General features: G+C 44.1%; 12 protein-coding genes. 1 reads left to right on the top strand and 11 read right to left on the bottom strand.

All coding sequences use genetic code 11. The features are described 5' to 3' along the window. Positions 1-135: 135 nt before the first annotated feature. From MKX41_RS16720 to MKX41_RS16770, 11 genes are all read right to left on the bottom strand, one after another. Positions 136-1,410 carry a hypothetical protein gene (locus MKX41_RS16720; protein WP_340971980.1) on the bottom strand — a complete coding sequence of 425 codons (1,275 nt, stop codon included), beginning with the start codon at positions 1,408-1,410 and terminating at the stop codon, positions 136-138. A gap of 321 nt (positions 1,411-1,731) precedes the next feature. Beyond that, a complete protein-coding gene (locus MKX41_RS16725) occupies positions 1,732-2,943 on the bottom strand; it encodes an MFS transporter (protein WP_076284695.1) in 1,212 nt (403 codons plus the stop codon). Continuing rightward, positions 2,930-4,114, bottom strand: a complete 1,185-nt coding sequence (locus tag MKX41_RS16730) for an MGDG synthase family glycosyltransferase (protein WP_340971982.1) — start codon at positions 4,112-4,114, stop codon at positions 2,930-2,932. Before MKX41_RS16730 ends, MKX41_RS16725 begins: the two co-directional genes overlap by 14 nt. Before the next feature lie 202 nt (positions 4,115-4,316). Continuing rightward, positions 4,317-5,330 carry a zinc-dependent alcohol dehydrogenase family protein gene (locus tag MKX41_RS16735; protein WP_340971984.1) on the bottom strand — a complete coding sequence of 338 codons (1,014 nt, stop codon included), beginning with the start codon at positions 5,328-5,330 and terminating at the stop codon, positions 4,317-4,319. A gap of 31 nt (positions 5,331-5,361) precedes the next feature. Beyond that, positions 5,362-7,911 carry a beta-mannosidase gene (locus MKX41_RS16740; protein WP_340974954.1) on the bottom strand — a complete coding sequence of 850 codons (2,550 nt, stop codon included), beginning with the start codon at positions 7,909-7,911 and terminating at the stop codon, positions 5,362-5,364. Between the two features lie 67 nt (positions 7,912-7,978). Next, the gene (locus tag MKX41_RS16745; protein WP_339266434.1) at positions 7,979-9,040 is read right to left on the bottom strand and encodes a BtaManbiosPhlase; all 1,062 of its coding nucleotides are present in this window, start codon (positions 9,038-9,040) and stop codon (positions 7,979-7,981) included. A gap of 36 nt (positions 9,041-9,076) precedes the next feature. Then, complete coding sequence (locus tag MKX41_RS16750) at positions 9,077-10,021, bottom strand: MTP-1 family protein (protein ID WP_340971986.1); 945 nt, start codon at positions 10,019-10,021, stop codon at positions 9,077-9,079. 17 nt (positions 10,022-10,038) lie between these two features. Further along, positions 10,039-11,694 carry an alpha-glucosidase gene (locus MKX41_RS16755; protein WP_340971989.1) on the bottom strand — a complete coding sequence of 552 codons (1,656 nt, stop codon included), beginning with the start codon at positions 11,692-11,694 and terminating at the stop codon, positions 10,039-10,041. Positions 11,695-11,717: 23 nt separating this feature from the next. Beyond that, positions 11,718-12,557, bottom strand: coding sequence for a carbohydrate ABC transporter permease (locus MKX41_RS16760; protein WP_076284699.1), 840 nt, complete (start codon positions 12,555-12,557; stop codon positions 11,718-11,720). After that, positions 12,544-13,422 carry a carbohydrate ABC transporter permease gene (locus MKX41_RS16765; protein ID WP_179085781.1) on the bottom strand — a complete coding sequence of 293 codons (879 nt, stop codon included), beginning with the start codon at positions 13,420-13,422 and terminating at the stop codon, positions 12,544-12,546. Before MKX41_RS16765 ends, MKX41_RS16760 begins: the two co-directional genes overlap by 14 nt. A gap of 2 nt (positions 13,423-13,424) precedes the next feature. Continuing rightward, complete coding sequence (locus MKX41_RS16770; protein ID WP_076284700.1) at positions 13,425-14,738, bottom strand: ABC transporter substrate-binding protein; 1,314 nt, start codon at positions 14,736-14,738, stop codon at positions 13,425-13,427. Between the two features lie 345 nt (positions 14,739-15,083). Between MKX41_RS16770 and MKX41_RS16775 the strand changes: the two genes are divergently transcribed. Then, entirely contained in the window at positions 15,084-16,094 is a 1,011-nt protein-coding gene (locus MKX41_RS16775) for a LacI family DNA-binding transcriptional regulator (RefSeq protein WP_340971996.1), read from the top strand. Positions 16,095-16,176: the final 82 nt, after the last annotated feature.

Consider the following 16,176-nt stretch of genomic DNA (forward strand, 5'->3'; position numbering starts at 1 on the left):
GTTGCTTAACTTTGCCTTCAATAAATAGACATTTCTCAGTGAACCGCAAAAAAAGCGAGAGCAAATCCCCCGCGTTAAGCAAGTACCCTATTGCATTATCTTCCGATGGGCAGGTTGTGGGATACAGAAAAGATTCTATGTGGGCGAGGGAAATCTCGCAGCTTCAAAGTGGCAACGTTCTGGTAGACCGATACCCCCTTGTGCAAATATTGTGCCAGACAACGCGTTAGCCCTGATACGTACTTGATCACCAGCCTGTAATAAAAGTATAGAAGAGACTTCCACGTAAATTGCGTTACCAAAGGAACCGAGACTTACTTCTGAATCTTCAGCAACAACCACTCCGTTTTTCTCAATACGAACAGATGCTTTGAAATCAGCAACTAGATTATTTACGAAGAATATCGATCCGATAATTAAATATATACCATTCTGAATAGGCGTAAACGTTGAGGTTAGTGGGTTAAACTCACCATTTAAATCAAATTCTACAGTTTGGAAGGTGATAACAGTGTCTCCAATTAATTGTTGCTGATCATCTTTATTAACTCTAAATGCCGATACAGGTACAGGCCCCGTTACTCCTGTTGCTCCTGTTGCTCCCGTTGCTCCTGTCGCTCCAGTCACTCCCGTTGCTCCCGTTGCTCCCGTCACTCCCGTTGCTCCCGTTGCTCCTGTCGCTCCAGTTACTCCCGTCACTCCCGTTGCTCCCGTTGCTCCTGTTGCCCCCGTTACTCCGGTTGCTCCAGTCACTCCCGTCACTCCGGTTGCTCCAGTCACTCCCGTCACTCCGGTTGTTCCCGTTGCACCTGTCGCTCCCGTCACTCCCGTTGTTCCCGTTGCTCCTGTTGCTCCTGTCACTCCCGTTGCTCCCGTTGCTCCTGTCGCTCCAGTCACTCCCGTTGCTCCTGTTGCTCCCGATACTCCGGTTGCTCCAGTCACTCCCGTCACTCCGGTTGTTCCTGTTGCTCCCGTTACTCCGGTTGCTCCAGTCACTCCCGTCACTCCGGTTGTTCCCGTTGCACCTGTCGCTCCCGTTGCTCCCGTTACAACTTCAACGCTACCTAAAAGTTCGTCCGATAGAATACGATGGGCTGCTACCAATTCCCGGGATTCATCTTTACCCCATAAGGAAACCTGCGTTTCATTTTCAGCTGGACCTACGATCGTAAACACAAATTCGAAAGCGTCAAATTCTACAGAATAGTTACGAGTGATTACAGTGTTTGTTAGTACTAACATCAATTCTTGAACATATATAGTTCTCGTACCATTTAAATAAAATCCCTCAATTAAGATCGTTGAATAATCCGCCTCGTTACGATTATCTATTTTAATCGTAACGAAGCTGGACGGTCTAACACCACCAATGAGATTATTGGAAATGGGACCAGTCGACAAAATTACCATTCCTTTATTCCCTCCTTTCCGAAAGAATTCGAATTCGATTTCGTATCGGTTCATGTTCCCTTTACATAAAAAGTCTATATAAGTACTGAAGCGTGATTGAGCGTATTGAGAAAGATCAGTTCTACATTATGGAAGGAATGGTTTACTTTATAGTGTATTATCGACTTTACTAAAATGTCTGTTTGATTGTCCTAAGGAAGATATACTAATAATTTTATTGAAATTCTTTGTTCCTTCCCTTCATTACTTATTTAGTCTTGTATATTAAGCTTAGGTGCAATTCCTAAATTCGTTGTGAAGAGTCTATTAAATAAATCTTAACTACGATACATTTGGAAGCTTCTCCATCCCTCTGTTTCTGTGAATAAATAATCGGGCGGGGGATAGCAAGTAGACAACACTAATCAATCCAAACAAACAGGCACTGACTTGAAAAGGCAGCAATTGATTTCCTGAGCTTCCCAGCCAGCCTCCAATTAGCGGACCAATAACCACCCCTAAACCCTCTATGGAAAACAATAGTCCCCAGCTGATCCCTACAGAATCTTCGGGAATGTAACTGGCCATTAAAGCATTCCAAGAGGGAAGCAAAGCAGCATAAGCACACCCTAGCAGAAGCGAGAGCCCAATGGCGGCGGAGAAGGAATTAATAGAAGTTAAGCCGAACAAGGCAACCGCAAATACGCCGAACCCAATGACAAGGAACCACTTCCCTCCGACTTGATCAAACCATTTTCCCATGGGCACAAGAAATAGAACTACGCCTGCTCCTCCCATAAATAACACGATAGACAGCTGAGAATGGGACAGACCCAGATGCGAAATAGCAAAGCTTGTTAGAAAAGGAACTAGTATCCCGCCCGCTGTAGTCTGCAGCAGCATGCCAGGGACCAGAAATCCTCCCTTTTTTACTTTGTTCCATAGAGATACAAACTGCTCACCTACGGATATATTCACACTCTGCACCGAGACCTTGTTCATCTTTACAAGACCTACCATGATCCAGCCCGCTACGAAAAATAATCCAATGACAGCAAGGGACAGTGACAGACCACCACCAATTAACAAATTCATCATTACGGGACCCAGACCTAGACCAGCCATCCAGTATACGTACAAGGTTCCCATCTGTTGTGCTCGTTTTTCCTCTGATACCTGGCTCATACATAGGATCCAGATCGGTGAGAATCCAGCACCTAAGCAAGCAGAGGCTACAATAAGCATCCACGGACTATGCGTTGTCACCATCAATAACAGTCCAACGAACCCAAGAAAGAACCCTCCATGAAGCACGGTACGCCCAGGATATCTATCCAAGAGATAGCCGATGAAGCTTTTGATCAAGCTGTCCGTTAAATAGTGTACGGAGACCGCAATGCCAACTACTGACGTTGTAAGCCCCCAGCTCGTCAATATATAAGTGGGTAAGAACGTGATTAGGACAGCCCCTCTTATCCACTCTATAAAAAAGAGAATCATTGCGAGGCGGGTAAACGTCTGCTGTTGTCTTTCTTTCTTCCTAATAATATCCATGAATCGTCTTCGCCTGCCCTTCAACAAGCATGGATTTTGCTGCGGGAACAGAGGGCTGACGCAATTTAATAGCCTCTAAAGCTTCGGTAACGATAGCATCCGAGGCTGATTTCCGCGAAAAGACCTTCATATGCTGTTCGCTTTCATCTCTGTACGCCATATGCTCCAATCGCTGGAGCTGCTCTACTACCTGCTCCTCATTTCGTGCAATCTCTATCAAATGCTGCCCAGATAACCATTCTGCATTGCCTGCCTCCTGACCGGGGAGAGGTCGGTAGACGATAACTGGAAGTGTTTGAGCCATCGCCTCAGTCAAGGTAATCCCGCCAGCCTTGGTCAATAGACAGGAAGCTATGCACATCAGCTCCTGCATTTCTTCGGTATATCCCAAAATGTGAACTCGAGGGTTCTCTTGAAAAAGCTCCCCCGTAGCTTCTCGAAGCTTATGATTATTCCCGCACAATACGATGACATCGAAGCTTGATTGAAGCAGTACTCGTTTTATTAAACCGCCAATGTCACTTAATACGCCGTAAGCTCCTGCCGCTAGTAATAGATATTGACGATTTCCGTTTAACCCATGTTTGCGCAAAAGCGCTTCACGATCCTGAGACTGTTCAAAAGCCTCGCGAATGGGAATCCCACTGACCACAAGCTTCTCTTCAGCGATCCCTGCTGACATCAGAGTCGCCTTCATGCTTTCTGAAGCGATAAAATATTTCGTCGTTCGTGGGTGAAGCCACCTGCCATGAACTACATAATCCGTCATAACCGTGAACAGAGGTGTTCGACTTCCTGTTGTTGTAGCTAGTTCAGCAGCAGCCAAATAAGGAAAGGTATGAATAATAATATCCGGCTGTATCTCGTCGATGATCCTTTGTACTTTTCGTTTGCCCATAGAATGGATGAGTCTACCCATGAACTGCTCTGGTCTCATCTTGCTCGTCATTGTGTACAAGAATCCATAAAATTCTTGCGTATACCCCGTGTTGTTTAAATAGAATCTTCGGGATAGCTCATTTAAGGTAGGGTGGACTGCAGCGAATAGATCCATAGTTGTAATCCTACTAATCCCCCGACGTCTAAATGAATGTTCGATGGCCTCAGCCACTTTCATATGCCCGTCCCCAAATGCCGACGTAACAATAAGTACTTTAGGATCTGTGTTCATGACAAAGCTCCTTTTTCTCACGGCCTCCTTTAACTCTAACTCTGAATCGTAAACTGATAGTGAAGGGATTCTCAACTGAATATTAATTTCAATATTTTATAAAGAGAGACCTCGTCGCAGCCAGTTTTTGCCCACAAAAAAACGATGACCTATGGCAAATAGCCAATAGTCATCGTTGTTGTACGCTTACTATGATTAAATACTACCTCTCGTGCACAATAATCCCTTTAGAAACACGCAGTTTCGGATATTCGCCCATGATTTCTGGTATATCTTTCAGCGAAAACTGATGGCTAATCAACGACTCAATCTGAACGATCCCCTTCTCAATTAACGCAATCGATTCCTCATGGGTATATGGATTAATGAAAGAACCCATGATGTTCAACTCTTTTGTAAAAATTTCGAATGGTGAGACTTGAATCAACGTGTCCGGGGAAGCAACTCCAAACATTAAGACTTGTCCACCCTTACGCGATGCCTTAACCGCCAGCTCCATGGAATCCGCCCGGCCTACACATTCGATCACAATATCAAATTGATGATGGAGAGCTTCCATCACACCTTCTGCTGCAGGAGATACGGCTTCATCCGCACCTAATTCGACTAATTGGTCATGTTTGAACACTTCTGGCTCACTGACAATAATCCCTTTAACACCCGCAGCCTTGACGAGCTGCAAGAACAATTGACCAATAAAACCTCCGCCGATAATCAGGACTTGGTGTGCCTTACGGATATCCAGCTTCTTATAACCGTGAAGTACACAACCTAAAGGTTCAATCATCGCCCCTTCGATCCAGCTCATTTCATCAGGTAGCAAGTAACAGTTCGCTACAGGAACAACACAATACTCGCCCATGCCACCGTCACGAGTTACTCCAACAGCCTGCAAGTTATCGCATAAATGTACTTTTCCATTCCGGCAAAAATAACAGTTTCCACAATAGATGTTCGGATCAACCGATACACGGTCCCCCACTTGTAAGGTCGTAACCTCATTACCTACAGCCACTATTTCGCCCGCAAGCTCATGTCCTAACACAATCGGAGCTGTCACCTCCGCAGACCCTGGGTATCCATGATAAATATGCTGATCTGTACCACAGATCCCGCAGCATTTCACACGAAGTTTAACTTCTTTGGAGCCAACAGCCGGAGCTTCCCAGTCCTTAAATTCAATGTGCTTAGTTCCTTGAAATACAGCCGCCTTCATCTTAACTCATCTCCTTAAATCCAAGTTTTTGTTAACCCGCATCATTCATTGCCGTTACACGTAAAGTCTCCCAAGGCAGTGCCCCGGCATCCACATGATGCACACGAACCGTCTTCTCCTCACCCGGAATCAGATCAAAGAAATTATCGTCCATAATCACCCAGGGTGCATCTAGTTCGATCATCACCATCCGGGCAACGCGATCTGAGATCAAGTGGATATGTCCTTTCGCTTCATCCACGGAGATCTGAACATGTGCGGGTTGATAATCCATATCCTTATAGTCTCTTAAATAGAGTACATAATCTTCTGTTACCCGTTTCTTCGAACGAAGTACGACCACAACCTCGCAAGCGCTATGTTGCTGCAGTACCTCAGCTTCAGTTAACTTGGCAAAATTAACTTTACTGTTCAAATCAACGGTAACGTCGAATGCACGCTGATATACAATTGTACCATCCATCCGATAGATCGTTAATTCCGCCTCATCCTGATAAGCTTCACGGCGATCATTTAGAGCCCATAACTGCAGCAGTCCATTCGGATCATGATCTACACATAAGAGTACCGGTGCAAAGAATTTACGCGCATAGTGGTAGCTCGCCTTTGGTAAACCATAATAATCGATAACAGACCAGCTTGTTCCCGGCCAGCAATCATTGAACTGCCAGAATAAAGCCCCGCTTGTATCCGGCTTATTACGGCGGTAATGCTCAATGCCATACCTCAATCCCTCTGCCTGGGTCAGCATCGAGAATTGAATATATTCATTGATATCCTTCGGAACTCCTGTATAACCTTCCATGAGCATAATGCCCTTAGGATAATGGACATCTTTATTACGATACTTCATTTCATCGCTATCCCAATAGAACTGATTGTCCGGCATGTTCTTTGCTAAGGTATAACGATTGGAAGCGGCATGCAGCCCGAATTCACTGGCGAATTTCGTGAAGTCTGACTTGAATCGTTTGAACGATATCCCTTCAACACTATAATCCTGTGTCTGCGGTTCACCAAACTGACGCGGCTCATTATTCCCATGCCAGACTTGCCAGTTATGGGTATCGCCCACATCACGTGAATTGTGATCATTGCCGCCAAAAGGCGAGCTAGGCCAAAACGTTCGTGTGGGATCGAGTTGCTCTAGTACTGCGGGCATGAGCTCATGATAAATTTTTTCTCCATAAAAGGGATGTGTGATCTCGCCGTTAGAGGATAGTGCCTCATACAACCAATCATTCTCGTTATTCCCACACCATAGAGCAAGGCTCGTACGACTGCGAAGACGTTTTACGACCTGCTCAATTTCGCGGTGAACATTATTCATGAAATTACGATTGTAATCTGGATACAATGCACAAGCGAACATGAAGTCCTGCCAGATTAAAATTCCTAACCGATCACATTCATCAAAGAAAATATCCCGCTCATAAATGCCTCCACCCCAAGCGCGAATCATATTCATATTGGCATCCTTGGCCATCTGAAGCAGATGTGTATAGCGGCTATCTGGCACGGTCGCAATAAAGCTATCAATAGGGATCCAATTTGCACCTTTAGCAAAAACTTTTACGCCGTTCAATACAAAAGTAAAAGCATGGCGCCCTTCTTCATCCAACTGCATCAATTCGATCTTTCGAATCCCAAATGGCTGCTCATAGGTATCTATTAGCTCCCCATCAGCAAATAACGTAACGCGTAGATGATATAAGAAAGGCGTTCCTAGATCATGGGTCCACCATAACTTTGGATCCATCACCTGCAAGGTAACTGAATGATGAAGCGTACGCGCAGTAATCGCCCCGTCAACTGTAATCCCTGAAGCTCTGTCCAAAGCAACATTCGCTTCCGCAACACGTTCCGTCCCGTCTAATAGTTCCACACGCGCCGTATACGAACATCCGCGATCAAAGGCATGTGCGCATAAATCCACATCAACAACACCTACTTGACCCTCTATCGAAGTTGTACGGGCAAACACATGATCTAAATGTGCATGACGCCGTTTGATCAACTGTACCTCTTTCCATATGCCTGCACAGACCAGACGCGGACCCCAGTCCCAGCCAAAATGACTCTGCGCTTTACGTGTCCAAATCCGCTTCTTACTATAGCCCGACCAATAATATTGGACTTTATCGCCAGCGTGTACATGAATAGGATCAAATTTTACGGCAAGCGTATTTTTCCCTTTATTTAATTCACGGGTTACATCAAATGAATGGCTAATGAACATATTATCTGTTGATCCAAGCTCCACACCGTTGAGATATACGGTTGCATAGGTATCTAACCCTTCGAATAATAGCTCCATCTTCTCACCAGGTTTAAGATCAGAATCGTATGAAAAGACCGTACGATACCACCATACCTTTTCTTCAATCCAACGGCATTTCTGATCTTGGTGGCCAAAGAAAGGATCATCAATAATGCCTTTCTCCCGAAGCGTCGTATGGATGTCACCGGGCACTGAGGTGGTCATCCAGAAATAATCAATAAACTCTGGCGATGCAACTTCAAGATCCCGGGCTTCCCCCACATGAAAATCACGAAGTTTCCAGTTTTCAGTTAATTTAATGTTCATTCTCTTCATCCTCTCTCCCAAATTAAAACGCCAAAACCACTTCGGTTTTGACGTTTTATTGTTATACGTATATCAAGCTATCTAAAATTTCTTGTACACTAAGTTCTGCGCAAGCCATTGATGTATCCGCGACTCCGTAATACATTTTAACAACATCGCCTTCCACGAGTGCACCGCAAGAGAATACAACATCGCCGAAGAATCCGTTCTTCTCATAATCCGCTTCCGGCTCCATGATAGGAGCATTGGAGCGCGCAATCACCTTCGAGGGGTCATTTAGATCTAACAAAACTGCTCCCATGCAATAACGATGTTCCAGCGTGGCTCCGTGATACAGCTCCAGCCAGCCTTTATCGGTCTTGAATGGAACCGCACCGCCGCCAATCCGGCCACTATCCCACATCCCCTCACGCAAACCGATCAGATGCTTATGGTTACCCCAATATAATAAGTTGTCCGATTCTGCGATCCATATTTCCGGATCTCCCGTACTTTTCGTTGTTGGACGGTGCAATGCATAATATTTGCCGTTAATTTTCTCTGGGAAAATCAATACGTCTTTATTATCCGGCCCAAAGATCATGCCGTGGTGAGTTACATTCACGAAATCTTTGGTTGATACCAGTGATTCTCCAACGCCCACAGGGGAGACTGCCGAGAAATAAATATAGTAGGTATCCCCAATTTGGGTTACCCGAGGATCTTCTACCCCGAAGGTCTCCAGTGAATTGGAAGGGTACACAAATGGCTTCTCATCCACCGTAAAATGATGTCCATCCTTACTTCGAGCGATTCGGATATAAGATAATGAAGTCAAGTACTGAAATGTAGCACTAGCGGATTTATTCTTAATCACACGCGGATCAGAGAAGTCGAAGCGCTCATCATCTGTATTCAGATCCAAAATATCCAATTCATTGGTCTCCGGATTATAAATCGGAGCTTTCACAATTTTTGGATCCTTGCTAATTGGGCGTTCTGCTACACGGAGAAACATTAATATTTCACCATTATAGCTAGCAATACCGGCATTAAATGCACCAATCACTTCAAAGTCATCGTGATACGGCTTAACGTCAGCCGGTGTAATAAGTGGATTTTGTTCATAACGATAGATTTTCATGTTGTAATAACTCCCTTAACCAAATGGATTTCATACTTATAAAATTTCAAATTGAGCAAAAGGATCAGGGATTGTTGCTCGTTGTGCTTCCGCATCGCTGATTCCTGCATATATATTAGCTGTACCGTCCTCATGACGTACGAGCCCGCCGCTGAACACGACATCCTCCAAATCAGAACGTTTGGCAACGCCTGGCAAGAACTGATTGCGTACAGCGATTAATTGAATATCCGAGTACTCACCTGTTGCCGGATCGATAGCGAATACCATCGGGTAATAGTGACGATCGCCCGCATCATCAAAAGATGCGATATGCCCAAGAACACCGAGCAGTCCGTTCTTTAGCAAGTGTGCTTCGTTCGCACCGCCCCACTCTTCGTCAACAAACTGTCCATCCAATAACGGTGTTTCTTCGATCAATGGAATAGATAACGCTTCTAACGATGCAATGCGGGTAAAGCCGATTTTACCGCGTCCTCCTTTATCTCCTTGAGGGCGGGTCAGTACTCCGATGCTATCTTTCAGATCCACTAGGCGCAGATCTTTCATCCCATCCGGTCCTTTAAAGAATGGTTCTAAGCTCGCGATGTTCTTCCCGCGGTAGAATACTGTACGCCACATTAAGGCATCAGCCTTTACCGGATGTGGATAAATTTGAACGCCTCCAACTATCAATTCGCCATTAATTTTCGTGAAAAAAGGATCTTGAAGTTCAAGGGTAGGCGCTCCTTCACGGGGTACCCATTTTCCATCACGTTCGACAAAAAAAACGACATCGGAATGCTCGCTGTCACGGGATTCAACCCGACCCGCAATCACCCACTCACCCTCATCTTGGAATGGAGCTGTAATATTGTAGACATCTTTATGATCTACACCTGTGAATGTTAATTTCTGTGTATTGGTTACGGATACGTCTTTCATCGCGTATTCCATGAGCAGTTGTTCACATGTCTTCACAGCATTCTTGAGCAGTTTCATAATAATAAAATTCCTCTCTAGTCAAATAATAGCGGCGCACGCATCCATATTACGGCTTCATTCGGCAACAGAGTTACCAAGTCTGTACCGCTCACTATGTCTCGGCGGCTTGATAATATATTAGTTGCTTGCCCATCCAGCAGCTCACTAGGATCAATCTGTATGCTCTGATTATCGTAATTCAAGGCTACGAGCGCTCTGGTATTGGTTTCTTTCAATGTTCTTACATATAAAATAAGATTGCCTCTGCGTTCCAGCACGTCATAATCCCCGAATTGAAATACATCCTGTGTATTGCGCAAGTGGAGAAGCTTTTTATAATAATGTAATAATGAATTCGGTTGATTGCATTCGGACTCCACGTTTAATTGCTGATAATTTGGGCCCATGCCAATCCATGGTGTTCCTGACGTAAACCCGCCATGTGGACTTGCGTTCCATTGCATTGGTGAGCGAGACGCATCTCTTCCCTTTGCATTCGCAATTTTCAGGGCTTCCGCCCGGGTTATCCCCCGCTGTAGTGCGATTTCATATGCCTTCAATCCTTGGATGTCCCGCATATCTTCCAGCTTATGGGCTACGAAATTCCGCATCCCAATCTCTTCACCGAAATATAGGAAAGGTACCCCTTTTGCGGTCAAGGCCAGCGTTGCCATAAGGCGGGCCCGTTCTTCCTCAATCTCCGCGTCCCCTTCGCCAAAACGCGAAATCACGCGATCCATATCATGACTGCCGAAGAATAACGTTGGAATCTGATCCTCACGGTGTACCTGCTCCATCATCTTAAGCTCGGCGAACAAATTCTCTGGACTAAATTCCTTCTGGCTTCCCAGATTAAAGTTAAAGACCACATCAAACTTACCCGTTCCGCTGTAACGCTTCAGCATGTCCATATCTTCAGAGCCGACTTCACCTACCATGAACATTCCGCTATGCGCATGAACAAACCTGCTAATTTCCTTGATGGCATCCATAATTCCATCTTGATTCTGATCATGTACATGCTTCTGCTCACCCGTTACTTCATCCATCGGGTTATCCGGGAATTGATCGGACACCGATAAGAAGTTGATAACATCTAACCGGAAGCCACTTACGCCTTTGCCCAGCCAATAAGCCATAACATCCTTCATCGCTTCTTTAACTTCGGGATTCGCCCAGTTCAAATCGACCTGTTCTTTCGCAAACCCATGATAGTAATACTGTTCTGTTGCAGCATCCCATTCCCACGCGGTTCCACCAAAAAACGATTCCCAGTTATTAGGTACGCCGCCGTTCACCGCGTCCTTCCAAATGTACCAATCCCGCTTCGGGTTCGTCCTTGAGGATCGGGATTCCTTGAACCATGCATGCTCTGAAGACGTATGATTCAGGACAAGATCGGCAATCACTCTGATCCCTCGAGCCCTCGCTTCCTGAATAAACCGTTCAAAATCTTCCATCGTTCCAAAGTCTGGATCAATCTGACAATAATCTGCAATGTCATACCCGTTATCTACTTTTGGAGACTTATAGAACGGCGTTAGCCAAATCCCTCCGATGCCAAGTTCCCGCAAATAATCCAGCTTGGAAGTAAGACCGCCGAAATCACCAATCCCATCCCCGTTACTATCACAGAAGCTTGGCATATACACTTCATAGAATACCGTCCCTTTCCACCACGGCTGTTCCAACCGATAACCCCTCCTGTGCAGACCTATTTCAAGTTAAATTGCATGCCTTCCTGGAACTTCTTGCCGAAAATAATGAACAAAATAATGATTGGCAAGGTGAGCATCACTGCACCGGCATACATCGGACCCGGATACGATTGATACGGACCGAACATCTGAGATAATAAAACGTTCAATGTTAACATGCCGTCACTTCGGACGACGATCATATCCCATAGGAGCTCTGTCCAGCGTTCCATTAGCAGGAATAGGAATACAACGGTCGTAATGGACTTCGACATCGGCATCATAATCTTATACAGGATTTTGAAATCGGATGCCCCATCCAGCTTGGCGGCTTCAATGAAAGCGTCGGGTACCGCCTTAAAGAAGTTGGTGTACATGAAGATCCCCCATAAACTCATCGCCTTGGGAATAATGAGCGCCCAATACGTATCGAACAGTCCTACTTTTTGAATAATCAAAAAGTTAGGGATGATCAGAATGATTGCCGGAAAGAACATATGAAACAACACAAAGTTGTTAATAGAGTCTCTCCCGCGGAATTTCAGCTTCGCCAACGCATAAGCGACCATAATCGCGAACATCATCATTAAGGCTGTAGATACCAGGGAAACGAACACACTGTTAAAGAAGGCGTGAATCCATGGTCTTGTAATCCCGGTCTCACCACCTGTAAAGAGCCATTGATACGAGCGCAGCGTAAATTTCGTCGGTATCAGCTTCCGGTCTACCTGTGACCAATCTGCAAGTGAGTTCAATACCATATATAAATAGGGGAATACCATAATCACGAGCAGTACGATCGCAATCAGATAGCGGATCGACAGCCGGAGCTTGATGTTTGAATTAGACCCAACCATTGCGCTTACCCCACATTTCCAGAATTTTTCGGATTACGAATATAGATATAAATGTCGCAACCGCAGCCATAATCGCGATAGCTGATGCGTAACCTGCCTGCAGGTTCTTAAATGCTTGACTGTATATTTCCATTTGCCATGTATTCGTTGCATAGTTCGGTCCGCCGCCTGTTAATTGGTAGACCTCAGTAAAGATGCCGAATGTTGCACCAAAGGATAAAATTAAGGTTGTATAAATCGCAGGGTAAAGCAAAGGCAACGTAATTCTCCAGAACCTTTGGCTGTCCTTCACGCCATCAATTGCCGCTGCTTCATATACTTCCTGATCAATGCTTTCTAAACCTGAAGTAAGAATTAACGCATAGTAACCTGTAAATTTCCAAGCCATAATCATCGCAACGACGAACAATGCCGAGAAAGATCCGCCGAGCCAGTCAATATCAAGACCTAACCGATCCCTTAGAAACGTCTGAACAGGACTTGTATGTGACAAAAAGCCTTTAACAATAAGGGATGCAACAACCCCTGAGGATAGGTAAGGCAAGAAGAATCCAATAAGAAATACGGTTTTTAATTTTGGTAAGCCTTTTACAATTACCGCTACAAAAAGCGACATAGCTGTGACAATCGGTACAAATACGATCATAAATTTGTACGTTACCCAAAATGCCGATCTTACCCCTGGTGTGCCTAATGCTTTGGTAAAATTCTTGAATCCTACAAAATCATAAGTTGGTGAAATCAAGTCCCAGTTAGTAAAAGACAAATATAGAGACCAAATAAGCGGGCCCAAGAAAAACACAGTCGAAAAAATAAGGTAAGGGCTGGCAAAAAGCCAGCCTAACCGATTATTATTTTTTTCAATCATTATTGAAGTTCCCCTTCAATCGCCTTCTTCATATTGTCCCAACCCGTTTTTGGATCAATCTCACCACGAACGATTTTGTTAAAGGCCTCTTGACCAATAAAGGTTTGCAATTCGTTGAATTTTGGATTGTCCATGGATGGAACAGCATTCGGGATTGCTTTTGCATACTCTTGCAATACAGGCGTTTTTTCAAATACAGGTTTAAATGCTTCATTCGTACCTACATCATCACGTGCTGGAGGCAAGTTCGTTTCTTGGAAAAAGGCAACATCGTTTTGAACATCCGAGTATACCCACTTGATGAATTCTATTGCAGCAGCCTGTTGCTCTGGGCTTGCCGATGCGTAGATAACAATTCCTTTAGCATCCGCAAAAGTTTTCGCATTTGCTGGATCCATACCGTCCGGAACAGGAGGCAATGTGACTTCAAAGTTCTTTTTATACTCAAGTTCCGGATATTTCTCAGCCCACATGTTAAATGTCCAAGGACCGACATCCGTAAATACACCCACGCCATTTTCGAAAGGTTCCGTTACGTTCTGAGTCAAGAGCCCTTTCTCCTTACGAAGATTGTCCACGTAAGAAAGTACGTCTACACCAGCTTTTTCATCGCCAACAAATTGGCTACCCTCAATGAATTTGTTACCATCAGATGCTGCATTGTACAACATAAAGAAGTCGAACCATCTTTTCCATGATGTAGGATCTGCTAAGTCTGGTTTCGCCCAAAGATATTTATCCGGGTATTTTGCTTTTAATTTTTTCGTTGCGTCAATCACTTCACTGTATGTTCTCGGAATTTCGTTCACACCAGCTTCTTTCAAGATATCCGTTCTCCATCCGAACATCATCGCATTCGAGTAGATTGGAAGAACATATTGATGACCATCCGCAAATTCCCAAGGCTCAATCGTTTTGGACATATTACGTTTTGTCACAATATCATCGAAGCCTGCTATTGTATCCAAAGGAACTAACGCTTTACTGTTCGCAAGTTGTGCTGCAAAACCACGGCTAATATTCTCAGTCATCGTCGGAGCGCTTCCACCCGCGATTGCGGCTTGGATACTTGCCTCAGAAGTAGGGGACTCCTTGATCGCACTTACGTTAATTTTCACCTTAGGGTTAACAGTCTCGTACTCTTTGGCGATTTTCTGCCAATATGCTTGTTGAGTCGGGTTAGGTGCAGCCCAGAACTCAATAGTTGTTACTCCATCTGCTGAAGTGCCTGAATTACTGCTCTTTGATCCACAACCGGCAAGAATCGTGAATACAAGCGTAAGTGCAAGCATTACTGAAAGCTTCTTCTTCATAAAATAAACCCTCCCTGAGTATCGATGCACATCAGTGCAGCATTTTGTAATTCCTCGATATAATTTTGTAACGTTACAAAATTAGATGAATATATACCTGTAAGTGACTTTGTAAGCGTTACAATTGCTATTATTATAGTTTTTAGCGAAAATGTCAACCTGTTATTCGAGTATTAATGAAAAAGACACAATTAATCACATTACAAATTAACTTTACTTAAATAGTTTGTAATGTTATAATAATTTATAGTTGTAATGTAGTTTTACAGCATAATCTTTAGTATTATGAGAGACAGTATGGAAGAATATTCATTACACTTCTAATTAGAAAGGACGTATCTTCGCATGAAGGTGAAGGTGACAATGCAAGATATCGCCGATCGATTGAATATATCGAAGAACTCTGTTTCTCAGGCTCTGTCCGGTAAAGACGGTGTTAGTGAGGAAACGAGACAATTAATTATCGATACTGCGAATGAGATGGGCTACACCTATTCGCGAGGGCGCAAAAGCACAGAAGAAGAAGTTGGAACCTTTGTCATTTTGGCATCAGAATTTGCATTTTCCAAACGTAACTTTTTTGGAGAAATTTATTTAAGTATTGAGAAGGAAGCAGCGAAGCGAAATAAGCGTATGGTTATTCAATCTATTGATCATCACGCTTCCGAACAATTGATCCTGCCTCCTATATTATTTGATCCTTCCGTAGAAGGAATCTTGATTTTGTCCCATATTACGACCCCATATATTCAAGCAGTGACGGGCACAGGGATTCCCACCGTGTTAATTGATCACCATCACCCTGATCTTAAGGCCGATAGTATTCTCACCAATAATCGTTATGCCGCTTATGCAGCGGTGCAGCATTTAATTGAATTGGGACATACCCGTATTGGCTTCATCGGCAATATTCAATTCTCACCAAGTTATTACGAGCGTTTAGAAGGTTATCGCCTGGCTCTATACCAATCTGCAATTGAATACAATCCAATATGGGTGTTCGATCGTGCCATTGAAGAAATGGATGATGTGTTCAACGCTGTACAAAAGTTGGATAAGCAGCCTACGGCTTGGTTCTGTGTCAATGACGGCTTTGGGTTCTTGATCAATTCCGTGATGTACAAGCTTGGGTATCAGATCCCCCAAGATGTATCTATTGTGAGCTTTGATAATGGACAGTTATCACGGATAACAACTCCTTTGACTACAACGATGGATGTAGATTTGTCTTACTTTGGACGAAAAGCTATAGAACAACTCTTCTGGCGCATTGATCATCCCGAGGAGCCTTTTATAGAAATTCTCCTTCCTACCCATCTGATCATTCGGGAATCCACACAACATCCAAATACATAATCAGTTCATATAGACAGGAATGTTGTATGGAGAATAAATACACGCACATCACAAAAAGGGAGAGTCCCACAAGCCATGAAAT

It is taken from the genome of Paenibacillus sp. FSL R5-0475 (assembly GCF_038004585.1).
Taxonomy (GTDB): Bacteria; Bacillota; Bacilli; order Paenibacillales; family Paenibacillaceae; genus Paenibacillus_AQ.